Raw genomic sequence first — 17,937 nt, 5'->3', positions numbered from 1 at the left:
GGGAGGTGCAAACCGCCCTGGATTGCTTCGCTACGCTCGCAATGACGGTAGAGGAGAAAAAAGCCGCCGTGGCTTTCGGCCACGGCGGCAGACGGAGAGTTCTTTGTTACGCCGCTCGGGTCAGACCATCGCCCTGACCGTCGCGACGATCTGTTCATGCGAGGGCGGGAAGGCGTTTTCGAGCGGCTTGGAATAAGGCACTGGGCAATAGGCCCCGCCCAGCCGCCGCACCGGGGCCTTGAGCTTGCCGAACAGTTCCTCGTTCACTTCCGCCGCGATCTCGGCGCCGACGCCGAAGGCGCGCACGGCCTCGTGGACCACCAGCAGGCGCCCGGTCTTCGCGGCGGAAGCCACCACCGTCTCACGGTCCCACGGGGCGATGGTGCGCAAGTCGATCACCTCGCACGATACGCCGCCAGCCGCCAGTTCCTCGGCCGCCGCGTTCACCGGGCCCATCATCGCCGCGTAGCTGACGAGGGTGACGTCGCCGCCCTCGCGCACCACCTTCGCCTTGCCGAGCGGGATGACCTCGGGCGTCACCGCAGCGGGGGTGAAGTAGGTCGGCAGGTTCTCGATGAAGATCACCGGGTCCGGGTCCTCGATCGCCGCGCGCAGCAGGCCATAGGCCTCGTTCGGGCTGGAGGGCGCGACCACCTTGATCCCCGCCGTGTGCGCGAACCAGGCTTCCAGGTAATCGCTGTGCTGGCCGCCGTTGGAAAAGCCCGCGCCGGTCATCATGCGGATCACGATCGGCACGTGCGTCTGCCCGCCCGACATGAAGCGCAGCTTGGCCGCGTGGTTGACGATCATGTCCATCGCCACCGTGGTGAAGTTCATCAGCATGATCTCGGCCACGACCTTGTGCCCGCAGATCGCAGCGCCAATGGCCGAACCGATGATCGCCTGCTCCGAGATCGGGGTGGAGCGCACCCGCTCTGTCCCGTAGGCGGTCGACAGGCCCCTGGTGGCGCCGACGACGCCGCCTTCCTCGCGGTCGCCGACATCCTCGCCGATGACCAGCAGGGTGTCGTCGGCCTTCATCGCGTCATGCAGCGCGAGGTTGACGGCCTGGATGGTGTTGAGGTTCAGGGTTTCCATGGAGCTGTTCTCTCAGGCCAGTTCGTTCGCGAAGACATCGCGCTTGAGTTCGGCAAGGTCGGGGAAGTCGGCGGCGAAGGCGGCCTCCACGGCGGCCTCGATGGCGGCCTTGTGGGCCTCGTCGATGGCGTCGAGTTCGGCCTCGGTCGCGGCGCCGCTGTCGATGACCTTGCGGCGCAGCAGCGGCACCGGATCGGCGGCCTTGGCGGCTTCCAGTTCGTCCTTGGGGATATAGGCGGCGGCATCGCCGATGAGGTGGCCGTTGAAGCGGAAGGTCATCGCCTCGATCAGCGTCGGCCCCTCGCCTGCGCGGGCGCGTTCCACCGCCACGCGGGCGGCGGCGTACATCTCCTCGGCGTCGTTGCCGTTCACCGTGACGCCTGCCATGCCGTAGCCCGCCGCGCGGGTGGAGAGCTTCTCCACCGCCGTCGAGTTGGCGAAGGCGGTATGCTCGGCGTAGCGGTTGTTCTGACACACGAAGATCACCGGCAGCTTCCACAGCGCCGCAAGGTTGAGCGATTCGTGGAACGCGCCGATGTTGGCCGCGCCGTCACCGAAGTTGGCGACCGCGACGCCGCCCCGGCCCGCCAGCCGCGCCGCCCAGCCAAGGCCCACCGCAATCGGCATCGAGGAGCCGACCACGCCGGTCGTCACCATGCAGCCCGTCTCCGGGTGAGTCAGGTGCATCGTCCCGCCCTTACCCTTGCAACTGCCGGTGACGCGGCCCGCCAGTTCCGCCCACAGCGGTTCGAGCGGGAAGCCCTTGGCCAGCATGTCGTGGGTGCCGCGATAGATGGTGGAGATCTTGTCGTCCGCCGTCAGGTTCACCGACAGCGCGGCGGGGATGATCTCCTGCCCCGCCACTGAATAGTACGGCGTCATCAGCTTGCCGGTCATCATCGCCTTGATGACGCGCTGGTCGTTGTGCCGGATCAACGATGCCTTGCGGTATATCTCCACCAGCGTGGCGGCATCGGGCCTGGGGTAGTTTGCCATGAACCTCTCCTCTTATGTCAGTGCGCGCGGAACAGGTCGCGGGCGATGAGCTGGCGCATGACCTCGTTCGCGCCGCCCGCGATGCGCGAGATACGGGCGTCGACGTAGGCCTGCGAAATCGGGTATTCGGTCATGTAGCCATAGCCGCCGAAGAACTGCAGGCACTGGTCCACGACCCGGCCGTTGAGTTCGGTGGTAAGCAGCTTGATCTTGGATGCGTCGGTCGCGGTCAGGCGCCCGTCCATGAAGCGGCGGATACCCCAGTCGACCAGCACACGCCCCTGGCTGACTTCGGCACAGAGCTGCGCGAGCGTGAACCGGGTGTTCTGCATGTCGCCCAGCGCCTGCCCGAACAGGCGGCGCTGCTGCACGTAGTCCACCGTCCAGCGCAGCGCCGCTTCGCTGGCGGCGAGGCCCTTGATGCCGATCGACAAGCGTTCCTGCGCCAGCTTGGTCATCAGCATGCCGAACCCCGCGCCTTCGCTGCCCAGCAGATGCGAGAGCGGCGCGCGGGCATCGTTGAAGAACAGCTCGGCGGTGTCCTGTGCCTTCAGGCCGATCTTCTCCAGCCGCCGCCCGCGCTCGAAGCCGGGCTGGTCGGCCGCGACCGCGATTAGGCTGACGCCCTTGGCCCCGGCGGCAGGGTCGGTCTTGCAGGCAAGCACGACGATGTCGCATTGCGAACCGTTGGAGATGTAGGTCTTCTGGCCGTTGATGCGGTAGCCTTCGCCGTCGCGGTCCGCGCGGGTGCGCATCTCCTTGGCGTCGCTGCCCGCGCCCGGCTCGGTCATGCCGAGCGCGCCGATCACCTCACCGGTGACCATGCGCGGCAGCCATTCGCGTTTCAGTTCCTCGGTGCCCCAGGCAAGGATATAGGGCGCGACCATCTCGGAATGGACCATGAAGCCCGGCCCGGTGACGTTGGCGCGGGTGATCTCCTCGATCATCACCACGCTGTAGAGGAAGTCCGCGCCGATGCCGCCGTATTCCTCGGGCACGGAGGGGCACAGCATGCCGACCTCGCCCGCCTTGAGCCAGGCCGAGCGCGGGACGATGCCGTCCTTCTCCCACTGCGCGTGGTGGGGCTGGAGTTCGGTCTCGACGAAACGGCGCACGCTGTCGCGATAGGCATCGTGCTCGGGCTCGAAGATGTCGCGCTCGACGAAGCTGCCGCTGTAGTGGGCGATCGCGGTCATTGCGCTAAATCCAGTGTACGGCGCGCGGCCTTGAGGTGGGGAATGTCGTACATCCGCCCGTCGATCCCGACCGTGCCAGCATCGGGCTGCGCGGCAAAAGCGTCGATCACCCGGCGGGCGAAAGCGAGTTCCTCGGCGCTCGGAGCGAAACTTGCGTTGATACCCGGCACTTGCGCCGGATGGATGGCGATGCGCCCGGCCCAGCCCTCGGCGCGGGCTTCACGGCAGGAGGCGCGCAGGCCCGCGTCATCACGGAAATCGACGTAGAGCGTCTCGTAGGCCGGCACCCCCGCCGCATGCGCCGCCATCAGCGTGAGCGAGCGGACCATGCGATAAGTGAACGCCCATGCGCCGTCCGGGCCGAGGTTGGTGCTTGCCCCCATCGCGGCGGACAAGTCCTCCGCCCCCCAGGTCAGCCCGGCAAGGCGGGTAAGCCCCGCGCCCGCGAAGTCGCCCAGCCGGAACGGTGCGATCGGGGTTTCGGTGGCCACGGGCAGAATGCGCGTCGATCCCGGCGCGATGCCGTGCGCCCGCTCCGCCTCGTCCAGCAGTGCGGAGAGGCGCGCGACGCAGGCCGGACCGTCGATCTTGGGCTGCATGATTCCGTCCGGCGCACCGGCGATGATCGCGGCGACGTCCGCCTCGGTCAGGCCGGTGTCGAAGGGATTGACCCGCACCCACAATTGCACAGCGCGCTCTTCACGCGGACGCGCCTTGAGGAAATCGGCCACCATCCGCCGCGCCAGCGGCTTGGCGGCGGGGGCCACGGCGTCCTCCAGGTCGAGGATCACCGCATCGGCGCCGCAGCCATCGACCTTGCCCAGCTTCTTCTCGCTGTCGCCGGGGATGAACAGGAACGAGCGCAGCGCGGTCATGCCGGCCTCTTCAATTGCAGACCCGACCGCCGGCACGAGGCGACCAGTTCGTCTTTCTGGTTAAAGGCGCGGTGCAGGAAAGTGACGACGCCCTGACCGGGCCGCGATTGCGATTCCCGCAGCTCGATCACCTCGCTCTCGACCCGCACGGTATCCCCCGCGAACAGCGGCGCAGGGAACCGCACCTCGTCCCAGCCGAGATTGGCGACGGCGGTGCCCAGCGTGGTATCCCCCACCGAAATCCCCACCATCAGTCCCAGCGTGAAGGCCGAATTCATCAGCGGGCGGCCGTAAGGCGTGCCCTTCATATATTCGGCATCGAGGTGAAGCTGCGCCGGGTTGTGCGTCATCGTGGAGAACAGCAGGTTGTCCGTCTCCGTCACCGTGCGCCGGATTGCGTGGTCGAACCTCTGCCCGACCGTCAGCTCATCGAACCACAGCCCCGCCATCAGTGCAGCCCCAGGATCGAGATCGCCGCAATGCCCTGATAGGGCACGCCGCCAAGGTTGTGCGTGAGGCCGAGCGACGGCGCGGACAACTGCCGCTCCCCCGCGCGCCCGAGCAGTTGCTGATAAACCTCGTAAGCCATGCGCAGGCCCGAAGCGCCGATCGGATGGCCGAAGCACTTGAGCCCGCCGTCGATCTGGCACGGAATCGCCCCGTCGCGGTCGAACTTGCCGTCGAGGATGTCGAACACCGCGCGGCCATCTTCGGAGAAGCCAAGGTCCTCCATCGTCACCAGTTCAGTGATCGAAAAGCAGTCATGCACTTCGCTGAGCGAAATCTGGGCTGCGGGATCGCTCACCCCGGCTTCGGCATAGGCGCGTGCGGCGGCATTGCGGGTGGTGGCGACATAGCTGCCGTCCCACTCGCTCGTCTGCGTTTCGCGCCCCGAGCTGGTGGAAAGCTGCAGCGCCTTGACCGTGACCAGATCCTTCTTGCCCAGCGCGCGGGCGATCTGAGGCGTCGTCACGATCGCGCAGGCCGCGCCGTCCGACACGCCCGAGCAGTCGAACAGGCCCAGCGGGTCCGAGATCATCGGCGCGTTCATGATGGTTTCCATCGAGACCGCCTTGCGGAAGTGCGCCTTGGGGCTGTGGACACCGTTCTGGTGGCTCTTCCACGAGACATGGCTGATCGCGCGCTTCAGATCCTCCTTCGAGGTGCCGTACTTGGTACGATAGTACGGCGCGAGCTGCGCGAAACCGGCGGGCGCGGAGCCCATCGGCATCCACATGTCGTTGAAGGTGCCCTTGAACGGCGGCGGCAGCCCGCCAAAGCCGGTGTCCTTGAGCTTTTCCGCGCCGATCGCCAGCGCGATGTCCACCGCGCCGCTCGCCACCGCATAGACCGCGCCGCGCAGCGCTTCGGTGCCGGTGGCGCACATGTTCTCCACGCGGCTGACCGGGATGCCCTCCAGCCGCAGCGCCATCGCGGCGGGAATCGAGGAATTGCCCACGTTGATCCCGTCGCCCCAGCAGCCGAACCACGCCGCCTCGATCTGGCCGCGCTCGATCCCGGCGTCGGCGAGCGCTTCCTCGAAGGCTTCCGCCATCAGTTCCGGGGAACCCGCGTCCCACCGCTCGCCGAATTTGGAGCAGCCCATGCCGAGAATGGCGACCTTGTCCTTGATGCCCGTTGCCATGTCAGTTGTTCCCCGCGCCGATCGGCGTCGCCTTCCAGAAATAGCGGTTGTAGCCGCGCTGGCGGTCCTTCTCCTTGATGCGGTAGACCATGCGCAGCGGCGTCCCCGCCTCCAGCGCGGCTGCGCCCGCATCGACCATCTCCATCAGCAGCCGCGCGCCGTTCTCGAACTGCACGAAGCCGACATTGAGCGGCGGCGCCGGGTGGTAGGACAGCCAGTCGGCGGTGGAGGTGAGCACCTTGGCCGGGGCATCGCGCAAGGAAACCTGCGCGAAATTCTCGGCAGGCGCATGGCACGAAACGCAGTATTGCAACTGCGGGAACTGCACCGCGCCGCACGATCCGCATTCGCCCGCATGGAAGCCCTCAAGCTGCCCGGCGGAACGGTATTGCTCGGTCAACGCGGTCTTGGCGCTCTTTTCCGAGCGCATGCCCCATTCCATCTCGATCCCGCCCTGGAAGCTGAGCATCCGCAGGTAGCTGTCGGTCGCCAGCCCATCGGCGAGCGAGCCCGAAACTCCGCGCGCCGGGCGGCGGGTGAGGATCGCATCGGTCGCCTGCAACACCAGCACGTCCGCGCCCTGCCCGAAGCCCACCACCAGCAAGCGGTCCCCCGGTTGCGCCGTTTCCAGCGCGGCGGCGAGCATCAGCAGCGCATGCGCCGCGCCCGCATAGCCCACGCCATCGTCCAAGCCGTCGACCACGGTGCCTCCAAAGCCAATCGCCTTGGCCACCGCCGCCGCCGCGCCCTTGAGGTAGGAGGGCATGACGAAGTGCTGGATGTCGCCGATGCCCAGCCCTGCATCCTCCAGCGCTGCCTTGACGGCGGGCGGCACGATCTTCGCGTAGCCCTCATCGCGCACCCAGCGCTCCTCCCAGCCATAATCGGCCGGGGCATCCGCCGAACGGAAGTGATCGACGAACACCGCGCTCGACGTGGCTGAGCCGATCAGCCGCGCCACCACGCCCTCGGTGCCCAGCACGAAGGCCGCCGCACCGGCACCAAAGCTCAACTCCTGCGTGCTGGCAGGCTTGCCGCGCGGGTTGTCGGCGCCGACGACCAGCGCTCGCTCGCCGCCCTTCAGCGCCTGCAACAGCGCCGAAGTCCCGGCCCGCTGCGATCCCGCTACGTCCGAACAGGCGACCGAGCCCGCCGCGCCGATGGCCCCCGCCACGATCGCGGCATTCTGCAGGTCCGCATAAGGCAGGTTGGTGGAAGCCAGCCGGATCGCCTCGACGCCCTGCGCCCCGCCGCCGCCCAGCGCATCGCGCACGGCCTCCACGGCCATGGTGATCGTGTCCTCGTCCCAGCTCGCGAAGGCGCGGCTGCCCTTGGCGGCGGAGCGCAATCCCGGCGCCGCCCACTTGTGGGCCGCAGCGATATGCGCCCTCTCGATCCTGAGGCGCGGGACGTAAGCGCCATATGCGGTGATGCCGAAGTCGGTCATGGTTCTCTCAGTAGGACTTGGGAAGGCCAAGCTCTCGCTCGGCGATGAAGCTGAGGATCAGCTGCTCGGTGATTGGGGCGATGCGCATCAGGATGGATTCGCGGAACAGCCGCTCGACCTGATATTCGGTGGAGTAACCCATGCCGCCGTGCGTCATCACCGCGCGGGTGCAGGCATCGAAGGCCGCGCGCCCGCCCAGGAACTTGCCCGCGTTCGCCTCCGCCCCACACGACATGCCGTTGTCGTAGAGATAGGCGGCGCGCATTATCATCCAGTAGGCGCTCTCCAGATAGATCCAGTTCTCCGCGAGCGGGTGCTGGATGCCCTGGTTCTGGCCGATCAGCCGCCCGAACACCTTGCGCTCCCCGGCATAGCGCGCCGCCCGCGCCAGCGCCCCGCGGCCAAGGCCGACCGCCTCGATCCCCACCAGCACGCGCTCGGGGTTGAGGCTGTGGAGGATATAGTGGAAGCCCTTCCCCTCCTCGCCGATGCGGTCCGCCTCGGGCACGAAGTAGTCGTCGATGAAGGTCGCGTTGGAATCCACCGCGTTGCGGCCCATCTTGGGGATGCGGCGCACTTCGATCTGGTCGTGGTCGAGGTCGGTGTAGAACAGCGTCATGCCGTCGGTCGGACGCTTGCAGTCCTCCTTGGGCGTGGTGCGGGTGAGCAGCAGGATCTTGTTCGCCACCTGCCCGGACGAGGTCCACACCTTGCGCCCGGTCACGCGGTAGCCGCCGTCCACTTTGGTGGCGAACGTCTTGATGCTGGTTGTGTCGAGCCCGGCATCGGGTTCGGTCACGCCGAAGCAGGCGCGGTCGGTGCCGGCGATCAGCGGGCGCAGCATGCGCTCCTTCTGCTCGGGGGTGCCGTTCACCACCACCGAGTGCGGGCCGAAGATGTTGAGGTGGATCGTCGAGGCCGCCGAATAGCCGCCCGCGCTCGCCGCGACCTCGTGCATCATGATCGCCGCTTCGGTGACGCCCAGGTTCGCCCCGCCCAGCTCTTCGGGCATCGTGATGCCCAGCCAGCCGGCATCAGCCATGGCCTTGTGGAACTCGAACGGGAACGCCTTCAGTTCTTCCTTCTTCGACCAGTATTCATCGTCGAAGTCGTCGCAGACGCGGCGGACCGCATCGCGAATGGCTTCCTGTTCCTCGGAAAGGCGGATTTCCAAACATCCCTCCTGATCTTCTATTAGTTAGCATGCGTACCTATTTCAGACGGACTTTTCAAGAGGCTTGGCAAAGTCAGCGAAAGGCCGCTTCAGCGCGTGGAAGGGAAGGAAGGTCGCCGTTTTTCTATGAAGGCGCGCACGCCTTCCTCGAAATCGGCATCGGCCACCGATTCGGCGACGGCATCGCGTTCGGCGGACAATTGATCCGTTGGCGTACTTTCCAGAGACTGCTTCAAAAGTCTCAGGGCCCGGCGCACCGAACCGCGTGGCGCATCAGCCAGACGACGCGCCACCTTGAGCGCCTCGTCCTGCAGCGCGTCCGTCTCGACGATCCGGCTGACAATGCCGATGCGCATGGCCTCGGCTGCGTCGATAGAAGCGGCGGTCAGTGCCAGTTCGATCGCTTTGCGTACCCCCACCGCGCGCGGCAGCAGATACGAGAGCCCGCCATCCGGCGGCAGGCCGAGCCTCTGATGCGGGAACACGAAACGCGCGCCCGGCTCCGCCAGCGCTATGTCAGCGCCGCAGACATAGGCCACCGCCGCCCCGGCCACCGCGCCCTGGCACGCCACCACGATCGGCATCGGCAGGGCGATATAGGCTTCCATCTGGACCCGCGCCCGGTCCATGCGCGCGTGATAGTCGGCGTAGCGGTCTTCGGCGCTCTGGTCGATCGTCTGCGCGAAGCCCTTCACGTCGCCGCCGACGCAGAACGCCGCGCCTTCCGCCCGCATCAGCAGGACGCGCACGTCCGGCGCCTCGGCAGCCGCAGTAAATATCGCGCCAAGCTCGGGAATCGCGCCGCTGGCGATGGCGTTGCCGATGTCCGGCCGGTTGAACGTGAGGTACAGCACCCCCGCCTCCAGCCGGACGGTGAAGCCGGTGCAGGAACGGACGGCCTGCACTCCCAGAATATCCGTCATGGCACCCCTCCTGTCCCGGCGTCACTTTTGGTTTGCCTACGTACTATCTTTGCATAACCATGCCTGTCAATGGTACTAGATGGCCCTGAAGGTTCGTGACAGATGCGTCATCATCGGGCATGAACACAAGTCAGGCTTTTGTAAGCTTGCGCACGCTTCCGGTCATCGGCATCGGAAGCAGGACGCCCGAACCGTTTGTGATTGGAAGGCCATGCCCAGCAAGAAAAGTGATACCGCCGTCGCCGAGGCTATTGTCGAAGCTCCCGTCACCGAAGCGGGCGCTCCGCCGCGCCGTCCTTCCGCCAAGCAGTTCACGTTCGGCTATCTGATCCACGACGTCTCGCGCCTACGCAGGATCGTCATGGACGATATCATGAAGCCCTACGGCATCACCCGTTCGCAGTGGTCGCTGCTCAGCGCGCTGTCGCGCAGCGGCAATTCGGGCATGATGCAGGTGGACCTCGCCCGGCTTCTGGAAATCGGCAAGGTCACCACCGGCGGCCTGCTCGAACGCCTGGAAAACAGCGGCCACATCGAACGCCGCCCCGACGAGAACGACGCCCGCGCCCGCCGCGTCTTCATCACGGAAAAGGGCTACGAGACGATCGGGCTGATGATCACCGTCGCCAGCAAGGCGAACAAGCGCGTGATGAAGGGCCTCACCGCCGAGGAATCCAAGATCGCCGAAAAGGTGCTGTTCAAGGTCAAGATGAACCTGAAGGACATCCACTACGAGCACGTCCTCAATGGCAAGACCGAGGAAAACATCAACTTCCTCAAGGCGTCGGAGGACGATCTCTAGCCCCCACAACCATCCGTCATTGCGAGCGCAGCGAAGCAATCCAGGGCAGTCTTGAGCCGCCTTGGATTGCTTCGCTGCGCTCGCAATGACGAAGAGGACTATCGCCCCGTAAAATTCGGTCGCCGCTTCTCCACGAAGGCCGTCACGCCCTCGCGATAATCGTCGGTGTGGCGGGACAGGCCCTCGAAGGCGACGCTGGCCTCAAGAGTCGAGGTCAGCTTGTCACGCAACCCGATGTTCGCGGCCATCTTGGTGTAGCGGATCGCCGTCTGCGCACCCCGCGCCATGCGGGTGGCATAGGCCGCGACCGCCGCGTCCAGTTCGGCACCGGGGACCGCGAAGGCGATCAGGCCCAGCCGCTCGGCTTCGCTCGCCTCCACCGCCTCGCCCGTCAGCAGGTAGTGCCGGGCCTTGCCGTAACCGATCAGCGCGGGCCAGATCAGCGCGCCGCCGTCGCCCGCGACCAGCCCCACCTTGACGTGCGGATCGGCGAACCGCGCACCCTCGGCCGCGAAGACCACGTCGCACAGCAGCGCGATCGTCGCGCCGAAGCCCATGGCGTCGCCGTTGACCTTGGCGATCACCGGCTTGGGGCAATCGAGCAGCGAGGAGACGATGCGCTTCATCGTGCGCGCCTCCACAACGAAGGGCGCCAGCCCCTCTTCCAGTTCGCTAGCCAACCAGTTCATGTCGCCACCGGCGCAGAACACGGAGCCCGCGCCGGTCAGAACTATGATGTCGCTATCCGGGTCATCGGCCACCTCGTCGAACACCCGCGCCATTTCCAGATGAAGCCGGTGCGTCACCGCATTGGCCTTTTCCGGCAGGTTGATGCGAATGGTCAGCACGCGGCCGTCGCGTTCGAATTCCAGCGCCTGATAGCTGCCCTGATCCAGCATCCTCGTCACCTCTTCCTTGTCCGGGCTTTCCTATCCCGCCTCATATTGATACGCTTGCTTATCAACAAGCCCGAATCTACGGGTTCATCCATCCGGGGGAGCATACATGGATATCGACAGGATCCGCACGATGCGCATCGAGCCCATCGTGCAGGACTATGGCAAGCGCGAAACGATACTCTATGCGCTGGGGCTGGGCTACGGCGCCGATCCGCTCGACACCGCCGAACTGCCGTTCGTCTATGAGGGCGACCTCAGGATCGTGCCGTCCTACGTCAACCTGCTGTGCCACCCCGGCTTCTGGGCACAGCGCCCCGAATTCGGCATCGACTGGGTGAAGATTCTCCATGCCGAGCAGGAACTGCGCATGCACACCCCCCTGCCGCCGACCGGGGCGCTGCGCGGCGAATACCGGGTGCGCGCCGTCGAGGACAAGGGCGAGGGGCGCGGCGCGCTGCTGCATCAGGACAAGGAACTGTTCGACGTCGCCACCGGCACGCACATCGCCACGGTGCGCTCCAGCCTGTTCCTGCGCGGCAATGGCGGCGAAGGCGGCTTCGGCGAGCCGCCCGCACCCGCCACTCCGCTGCCGGACCGCGCGCCGGATCGCTCGATCGCCATCCCCACCCTGCCCCGGCAGGCGCTGATCTACCGGCTTTCGGGCGACTGGAACCCGCTCCATGCCGACCCCGCCATCGCCGCCAAGGCGGGCTTCGCAGTGCCGATCCTGCATGGCCTGTGCACCAACGGCATCGCCTGCCGCGCCGCGATCGCAACGTATTGCGACCACGACCCGACGCGCCTCGCCGCGCTGTTCACGCGCTTTTCCAAACCGGTGATGCCGGGCGAGACGATCCGCGTCGATTTCTTCGAGGAACCGGGCGTCATCCGCTTCCGCGCCGTGGCGCAGGAGCGCGAGGAAGTGGTACTCGACCGCTGCTCGCTGGAAGTGCGATGATGGCGCCGTCCGGCCTGCTCGGAAGCGATCCTGCGGAGATGCGGGCGCAGCGCCTCGGCATCGGCCGCCGCGTCGCGCTGGCTGGCAAGCTGCGTGCGCTGATACATGCGATGGCCGCCACCAGCGCCGACGACGCCACGCTCGACCGCGCCGCCGAACTGATCGAGAAGGCGCGCGCATTGCTCGCCTCGCAATCCTCGGAACGCGGCAGCCGCCTGCTCGACGGGCCGCTGATGGGGCTGGGCAAACTCAGCGAACTCGGCCCTTTCACCACGCCCAACCATGCCCTCGCCCCGTCGCTCGACCTGAATCTGGCCGAGACGGAGGCGGAGGCCGTCGCGGTCTACGGCGCGGCGCATGAAGGCGGGCCCGGACTGCTCCACGGCGGCTTCATCGCCGCCACGTTCGACGAACTGCTCGGCGTCGTCCAGCGCGGCGCGATCCGCATGACCGGCGAGTTGACGATCCGCTACCGTGCGCCTGCGTACCTCAATCGCCCCCTTCGCTATCGCACCTGGCTGGACCGGATCGAGGGGCGCAAGGCCTTCGTCAGCGGCACGCTCCACGATGGCGGAACTCTCTGCGCCGAGGCCAGCGCGACCTTCATCGCGCTGCGCGAGGCGCCGTTCGCCGTTCCCGACTGACGGCTACTCCACCGCCAGCGCCTGTGCGATCAGCGCGTTCAGGCGGCGGCGGCCTTCCTCGCGCAAGTCCTCGCCGATCGTCTCGACGCTGAGGATGCCGTTCAGAACCGTCGCGCCGATCACCAGGATCAGCGCCAGACCGGCGCGGATCTGCGGGCCGTCCTCCCCCAGTTGCGCGGCGAGCGGGGCGAAGACGTCCTCCACGAAAGCCTCGCCGATGATCCGCGCCGTGGCGGGCGAGGAGGCCGAGCGCAGGATGATGTAGAGCCGCTCCAGATCGGCGCGCTGTTCATCTTCCTGCCCGGCGAAGGCGAGGTCGCCCAGCCATGCCGCCAGTTCGGCGCGGCTGGTGGCGCCGCCGAACCACGGCTCGTCGCGCCGTTCCAGCAGCACTTTGCGGAACAGTTCCTCCTTCGATCCGAAGTAGCGGCTGACCAGCGCCACGTTCACCCCCGCCTCGCGCGCGACATCGCGCATGCCCACGGCCTCGTAGCTTTCGGCCGCGAAACGGCGGCGCGCAGCGGCGAGGATATCGTCCCGCGTGGCGGAAGCATTGCGTGAGCGGGAAGAAGCAAGGGCCATGCGCATGGCCTAGCCCCGGCAGAACCACATGTAAACCGCTGTTGACTTATGACGGATATGGTACTAATGCGAACCATATCAACACAACAGGAGAGGACCTGTCATGGCTCCGGTACAAAGCCTGGCGATCGACCAGCTCGTTCCCCAGCCGAACGAGATGTATGCGCTGGCGTTCACCGCCGTCGTCGCATTCGTTTCGGTGTCGCTGGTGGTGCGCTATTGCATGAAGCACGGCATCTGGTGGCCGATGATCGTGGTCGTGGGCGGCCTCATCACCTGCCTGCAGGAGCCGCTCTACGACCATCTCTATGGCCTGTGGTTCTTCGAGCAGGGGCAACTCAAGGCTTTCACCACGTACGGCATCCATGTGCCGCTGTGGCTGCCGGTGATCTACATCGCCTACTACGGCGCCAACACGATGTGGTACTGGCACCGGCTGGAAAGCGGGTCGAGCATCAAGGCGATGATGGCGATGTTCGCGGTGGAAGTGCTGCTGGCGGGGCTGGCCGAGCAGTTCTACATCAACGTGGTGGGGCTGTATAACTACCAGAGCAACCAGCCTTTCTACATTCTCAACTACCCGATCTTCGTCGCCATCGTGAACGGCGTGCCGCCGACGCTGGGGGCGATCATCATCTATAAGCTCAAGCCCCACCTGCAGGGCTGGCAAAACCTGCTGCTGCTGTTCCCGGTGCCCTGGGCCTTTGCCGCCAACTCTTTCGGCAGCGGATACCTGTACCTCTCGGCGCGCCATGCCGTTCCCGCAGTGTCGCAGCCGGTGCTCTATCTTGCCGCGGCGACGGCGGCGCTGGGCTCGATCGTGACGATCTGGGCGGCGCTCAAGGTGGCGGGCGTGCCGGTGGCGCGGTCGGCAGGCCGGACGGCATCGACGGCAAGGATGGTGCCGGCGGAGTAAGTCTCCCAGCGCGGCCCTCGGGCCGCAAACCTCAAGGGGCGGAGGAACCGGCTGGTTCTTTCCGCCCCTTTTTCATGTGCCACCCTCATTCGTCATTGTGAGCGAAGCGAAGCAATGACGAATGAGGGTGGTAGTCGACTTACCCCAGCATGGCGCGCGCGATGAGGCCGCGCTGGATCTCGTTGGTGCCGCCGAAGATCGACCAGCACCGGCCGTAGAGGTAATGGTGCGCCATCGCGCTCGCCTGCTGCGCGGCCGAGAGTTCGGCGCCCGGGGCAAGGTGGAGGTCGGCCGGATCGTGCACCGCGCCCAGTGGCCCCTCGATGGCGAGCGCCAGTTCGGAGAGCAGTTGCAGGATCTCGGTGCCGCGCACTTTGAGGATCGAGGCTTCCGGCCCGTCGCGGCTGCCGCCCTGCTGCCAGCCGCGCACATAGTCCCGCTCCAGCGCGCAGAGCGCCGTCAGCTGGATTTCGGCATCGGCCAGCCGGTCGGCGATCAGCGCGACTTGCGCCGTATCCCCCTCGGCCCCGCGCAATTGCGCGAACATCGCCTTGATCACGCCGAGCAGCTTCAGCTTCGGTCCGGTATCGGCGATGGCGACGCGCTCGTTGGCGAGGAGGAACTTGGCGATCGTCCAGCCCTGCCCTTCATGGCCGACAAGGTTCTCCACCGGCACCCGCACATCGTCGAAGAAGACCTGGTTGGTGTGGTGCTGCCCGTCGATGGTGACGATCGGGCGCACCTCGATGCCGGGCGTGGTCATGTCGATCAGCAGGAACGAGATGCCCGCCTGCGGCTTCACCTCGCGGTCGGTGCGCACGAGGCAGTGCATCCAGTCGGCCCAGTGGGCCTCGGTGGTCCACATCTTGGTGCCGTTGACGACGTAGTGGTCGCCCTCGCGCACTGCCGTCGTCTTGAGCGAGGCGAGGTCGGACCCGGCGTTCGGCTCGGAATAACCCTGGCACCACCACACGTCGCTCGACAGGATGCCGGGCAGGTGACGGGCTTGCTGCGCCGCGTTGCCGAACGTCTGGATCACCGGGCCGACCATGTTGACGCCGTAAGGGATGATGAGCGGCGCGCCGCTGCGCCCGGCTTCCTGCACGAAGGCGAGCTGGCGGTTAAGATCCCAGCCCTGCCCGCCCGCATCTTCCGGCCAGGCTCCGGCGAACCAGCCCTCGGCGCGCAGCAGCTTCTGCCAGCGCACGAAATCGTCCTTGCCGAACTCGAGGCCCTTCTCGCCCTTGAGGCGGATGTCCTCGGGCAACTTGTCGCGCACAAAGGCGGCCACTTCGGCGCGGAACACGGCGAGTTCGCCGTCGTCCTCCGCCGCCGGATCGAGGTCGGCCGCGCCTGCGAAATGGGCACGATGTACCGCTGCCGAACCTTGCGTCGCCCGGATCGCGGCGAGACGGCGCATATAGTGGCTGACGTCGAGTTCGTCGGACACGCCCATGCCGCCGTGCATTTGCACCGCCTCGTGCCCGACCAGCCGCCCCGCGTCGTCCGCCAGCGCCTTCGCCGCGCTGGCGAGCGCGCCTGCACCGCCCGTATCGCCCATGGCATCGAGCGCGGCGATGGCCCGCTCGGTCAGGGCGCGGGCGCTTCCGGTGGCGATCATCATCTCGGCCAGCCGGTGTTGCAACGCCTGGAAACTGGCGAGCGGCACGCCGAACTGCTTGCGGGTTTTGAGGTAAGCGGCGGTGCGTTCGCACAGCGCACCGAGGATGGCGACGCTCTCCGCCGCCAGCGCGCAGGCGTGGCGCGCCAGAGCCTGCTCGATGGTCGCCGCGTCGATGGCGAGGCGGCGCGCCGGGGTCCGGTCGAAATGCAGGGTCGCGGCCGAGGAACCGTCGATCAGGCGCGTCGGCTCGCGGCGCGTGGACGGCGCGTCGGCTTCCACCAGCAGGCAGGCAAGCGCGCCGGCGATTTCCGCCGTGACGATCCACGCGTCGGCCAGATCGGCGTGCCGCACGGCCCGCTTGGTGCCGCTGAGTTGCCAGTGCGCGCCATCGGCCTGCGCCGTAACCCGGCGCGGCGCGAAGCTGTCCAGCCCTTCGTCATGGGCGAGGACCACGACCCGCTCACCGCCGATCAGAGGTTCGACCGGCTCGCCCGCCTGCGCCAGCAGCCAGCCCGCGACGGCGCCGGAGGCCAGCGGCTCGACCAGCAGGTGCCTTCCGGCCGCTTCCATCACCGTGGCGAGATCGCGCATGGTGCCGCCGAAACCGCCCAGTTCCTCCGGGAAGGCGGCGCCGAGGATGCCCTGCTCGGCCAGATCGGGCCACAAAGCCATACGCTCGGGCACGGCGGCGGCCAGCCGGTGGCGTCGTGCCTCGAATTCGTTGCGCTGCGCCAGCAGGCGGCCCGCCATGTCGGCCAGCATGCGCTGCGTATCGGTCCTTGCGAAACTCATGACAAACTCTCCGGGCCGGGCGCCATGCGGTCCGGCCCGGTCATTGTCTTACGCCAGCATAAGCGCGACCGGTAAGGTTCGCCCAGCCGCGACGTGCCTTCTTTTCAGGAAATCTCGCCAAGCACGGTGCCGACGGGATACGTCTCGCCCGGCTGCGCGATGATGCGCAGCGTGCCCGAGACTTCCGCCTCCACTTCCTGCGTCGACTTGTCGCTTTCCAAGGCGAACAGCGCACTGCCGGCAGTCACCTGCCCGCCGTCCGCCACCAGCCATTCGGACAGGACGCCCTCGTTCATCGAAAAGCCCAGCTTGGGCAGCACGATCTCAGTCGCCATGGATGATACCTTCCGGTCAGGGGTTGAGCCAGGTTTCGCGGTCGATCCCGGCGTTGGCCTTGGCGAGCGCGGCGATTTCCAGCACGCCTGCGCCGATGGTGGTCGGGTCCTTGCTCGCCTGCATCTGCGGCCCGTGCTGCCAGCTCTCGATCACCGAGTAGCCGAAGCCCCAGGCCTCGAACACGCGGCCGGAAACCGCCTTCGCCTCCGGGCTGCACAGCCAGGTGACGAGCGCGGCGATCCATTCGGGGTCGCGGCGCTGCTTCTGTTCCTCGGTCAGTTCGCGCAGGCCGGCGGTCATGCGCGTCTCGGCGCGCGGGGCGATCGCGTTGACGGTGACGCCGAAGCGCTGCAACTCACGCGCGGCAAGCTGCGTCAGCGTGGCGATACCGCCCTTGGCGGCGGCATAGTTGGCCTGCCCCATGTTGGCGAACAGCGCGGAATGCGACGTGGTGTTGACGATCCGCGCGTCGACCGCCTCGCCCGCCTTGGACAGCGCGCGCCAGTAGTTGGCGGCGTGGTGCAGGGGGGCGAAAGTGCCCTTGAGGTGGACCTTGACCACCGAATCCCAATCGGACTCGCTCATGTTGACCAGCATGCGGTCGCGCAGGATTCCTGCGTTGTTGACGAGGATGTCGAGCCTTCCGAACGTGCCCACCGCCTGGTCGATCATCGCCTTGGCATCGTCCCAGCTGGACACGTCGGACGTGTTGACGACCGCCTGCCCGCCCATCGCCTCGATCGCGGAGACGACTTCCTGCGCCGGGGTCTGGTCGGCGCCTTCGCCCGCAGCGCTCGATCCGAGATCGTTGACGACCACTTTCGCGCCGTGCTCGGCCAGCTTGAGCGCGTGTGCGCGCCCCAAACCGCGCCCTGCGCCGGTGACGATCGCGACTTTTCCTTCCAGCAGACTCATTATCCCTCCTCCCGGCGCCCTGCGGCGCGCCGCGGCTCATGCCTTGCCTTCTCCTTGCATGATTCTAGTACGCCTGCAAACTGTTTTCTTGAAATGAGATTGCAACACCAGCAGC

General features: G+C 67.0%; 18 protein-coding genes. 4 read left to right on the top strand and 14 right to left on the bottom strand.

What is annotated here, in order from left to right:
• Positions 1-120 precede the first annotated feature (120 nt).
• From QRN25_RS22500 to QRN25_RS22460, 9 genes are all read right to left on the bottom strand, one after another.
• Positions 121-1,098 carry an alpha-ketoacid dehydrogenase subunit beta gene (locus QRN25_RS22500; protein WP_285021507.1) on the bottom strand — a complete coding sequence of 326 codons (978 nt, stop codon included), beginning with the start codon at positions 1,096-1,098 and terminating at the stop codon, positions 121-123.
• Positions 1,099-1,110: 12 nt separating this feature from the next.
• Positions 1,111-2,094, bottom strand: coding sequence for a thiamine pyrophosphate-dependent dehydrogenase E1 component subunit alpha (locus QRN25_RS22495; RefSeq protein WP_285021505.1), 984 nt, complete (start codon positions 2,092-2,094; stop codon positions 1,111-1,113).
• Positions 2,095-2,111: 17 nt separating this feature from the next.
• Positions 2,112-3,290, bottom strand: a complete 1,179-nt coding sequence (locus QRN25_RS22490) for an acyl-CoA dehydrogenase family protein (protein WP_285021503.1) — start codon at positions 3,288-3,290, stop codon at positions 2,112-2,114.
• Complete coding sequence (locus QRN25_RS22485) at positions 3,287-4,165, bottom strand: HpcH/HpaI aldolase/citrate lyase family protein (RefSeq protein ID WP_285021502.1); 879 nt, start codon at positions 4,163-4,165, stop codon at positions 3,287-3,289. The genes QRN25_RS22490 and QRN25_RS22485 overlap by 4 nt, the downstream gene beginning before the upstream one ends.
• Positions 4,162-4,614, bottom strand: coding sequence for a MaoC family dehydratase (locus QRN25_RS22480; RefSeq protein WP_285021500.1), 453 nt, complete (start codon positions 4,612-4,614; stop codon positions 4,162-4,164). Before QRN25_RS22480 ends, QRN25_RS22485 begins: the two co-directional genes overlap by 4 nt.
• Positions 4,614-5,810 carry an acetyl-CoA acetyltransferase gene (locus QRN25_RS22475; protein ID WP_285021497.1) on the bottom strand — a complete coding sequence of 399 codons (1,197 nt, stop codon included), beginning with the start codon at positions 5,808-5,810 and terminating at the stop codon, positions 4,614-4,616. The genes QRN25_RS22480 and QRN25_RS22475 overlap by 1 nt, the downstream gene beginning before the upstream one ends.
• Before the next feature lies 1 nt (position 5,811).
• Positions 5,812-7,257: a 3-oxoacyl-[acyl-carrier-protein] synthase III C-terminal domain-containing protein gene (locus tag QRN25_RS22470; RefSeq protein WP_285021495.1), complete on the bottom strand. Its 1,446-nt coding sequence runs from the start codon at positions 7,255-7,257 to the stop codon at positions 5,812-5,814.
• A gap of 7 nt (positions 7,258-7,264) precedes the next feature.
• Positions 7,265-8,431 carry an acyl-CoA dehydrogenase family protein gene (locus QRN25_RS22465; RefSeq protein ID WP_285021492.1) on the bottom strand — a complete coding sequence of 389 codons (1,167 nt, stop codon included), beginning with the start codon at positions 8,429-8,431 and terminating at the stop codon, positions 7,265-7,267.
• An 89-nt stretch (positions 8,432-8,520) separates the two neighbouring features.
• Entirely contained in the window at positions 8,521-9,354 is an 834-nt protein-coding gene (locus tag QRN25_RS22460) for an enoyl-CoA hydratase/isomerase family protein (protein ID WP_285021490.1), read from the bottom strand.
• Between the two features lie 211 nt (positions 9,355-9,565).
• Between QRN25_RS22460 and QRN25_RS22455 the strand changes: the two genes are divergently transcribed.
• The gene (locus tag QRN25_RS22455; RefSeq protein WP_285021488.1) at positions 9,566-10,156 is read left to right on the top strand and encodes a MarR family winged helix-turn-helix transcriptional regulator; all 591 of its coding nucleotides are present in this window, start codon (positions 9,566-9,568) and stop codon (positions 10,154-10,156) included.
• A 98-nt stretch (positions 10,157-10,254) separates the two neighbouring features.
• On the opposite strand, the gene QRN25_RS22450 is transcribed toward QRN25_RS22455, so the two are convergent.
• Positions 10,255-11,055, bottom strand: a complete 801-nt coding sequence (locus QRN25_RS22450) for an enoyl-CoA hydratase/isomerase family protein (protein ID WP_285021487.1) — start codon at positions 11,053-11,055, stop codon at positions 10,255-10,257.
• Between the two features lie 106 nt (positions 11,056-11,161).
• Here QRN25_RS22450 and QRN25_RS22445 point away from each other — a divergent pair, with 106 nt between their 5' ends.
• Together QRN25_RS22445 and QRN25_RS22440 are read left to right on the top strand one after the other, a co-directional pair.
• Positions 11,162-12,013 (top strand): MaoC family dehydratase, encoded by an 852-nt coding sequence (locus QRN25_RS22445; protein WP_285021486.1) that lies wholly within the window; start codon positions 11,162-11,164, stop codon positions 12,011-12,013.
• The gene (locus QRN25_RS22440) at positions 12,010-12,657 is read left to right on the top strand and encodes a PaaI family thioesterase (RefSeq protein ID WP_285021484.1); all 648 of its coding nucleotides are present in this window, start codon (positions 12,010-12,012) and stop codon (positions 12,655-12,657) included. The genes QRN25_RS22445 and QRN25_RS22440 overlap by 4 nt, the downstream gene beginning before the upstream one ends.
• Before the next feature lie 3 nt (positions 12,658-12,660).
• On the opposite strand, the gene QRN25_RS22435 is transcribed toward QRN25_RS22440, so the two are convergent.
• A complete protein-coding gene (locus QRN25_RS22435) occupies positions 12,661-13,239 on the bottom strand; it encodes a TetR/AcrR family transcriptional regulator (protein WP_285021482.1) in 579 nt (192 codons plus the stop codon).
• Positions 13,240-13,342: 103 nt separating this feature from the next.
• On the opposite strand from QRN25_RS22435, the gene QRN25_RS22430 reads away from it, so the two are divergent.
• On the top strand, positions 13,343-14,155 hold the full coding sequence (locus QRN25_RS22430; protein WP_285021481.1) for a hypothetical protein: 813 nt from the start codon (positions 13,343-13,345) through the stop codon (positions 14,153-14,155).
• 139 nt (positions 14,156-14,294) lie between these two features.
• Here the strand turns inward: QRN25_RS22430 and QRN25_RS22425 are convergent, their stop codons facing one another.
• From QRN25_RS22425 to QRN25_RS22415, 3 genes are all read right to left on the bottom strand, one after another.
• Positions 14,295-16,571 carry an acyl-CoA dehydrogenase family protein gene (locus QRN25_RS22425; protein ID WP_285021479.1) on the bottom strand — a complete coding sequence of 759 codons (2,277 nt, stop codon included), beginning with the start codon at positions 16,569-16,571 and terminating at the stop codon, positions 14,295-14,297.
• Between the two features lie 104 nt (positions 16,572-16,675).
• Positions 16,676-16,906, bottom strand: a complete 231-nt coding sequence (locus QRN25_RS22420) for a biotin/lipoyl-containing protein (RefSeq protein WP_285021478.1) — start codon at positions 16,904-16,906, stop codon at positions 16,676-16,678.
• A 16-nt stretch (positions 16,907-16,922) separates the two neighbouring features.
• Complete coding sequence (locus QRN25_RS22415; RefSeq protein ID WP_285021477.1) at positions 16,923-17,822, bottom strand: SDR family NAD(P)-dependent oxidoreductase; 900 nt, start codon at positions 17,820-17,822, stop codon at positions 16,923-16,925.
• Between the last annotated feature and the right edge of the window lie 115 nt (positions 17,823-17,937).

The organism is Novosphingobium sp. fls2-241-R2A-195, assembly GCF_030209485.1.
Taxonomy (GTDB): domain Bacteria; phylum Pseudomonadota; class Alphaproteobacteria; order Sphingomonadales; family Sphingomonadaceae; genus Novosphingobium; species Novosphingobium resinovorum.
Note: the sequence above shows the minus strand (reverse complement) of the source record. Positions and strands in the feature narration are given on the sequence as shown.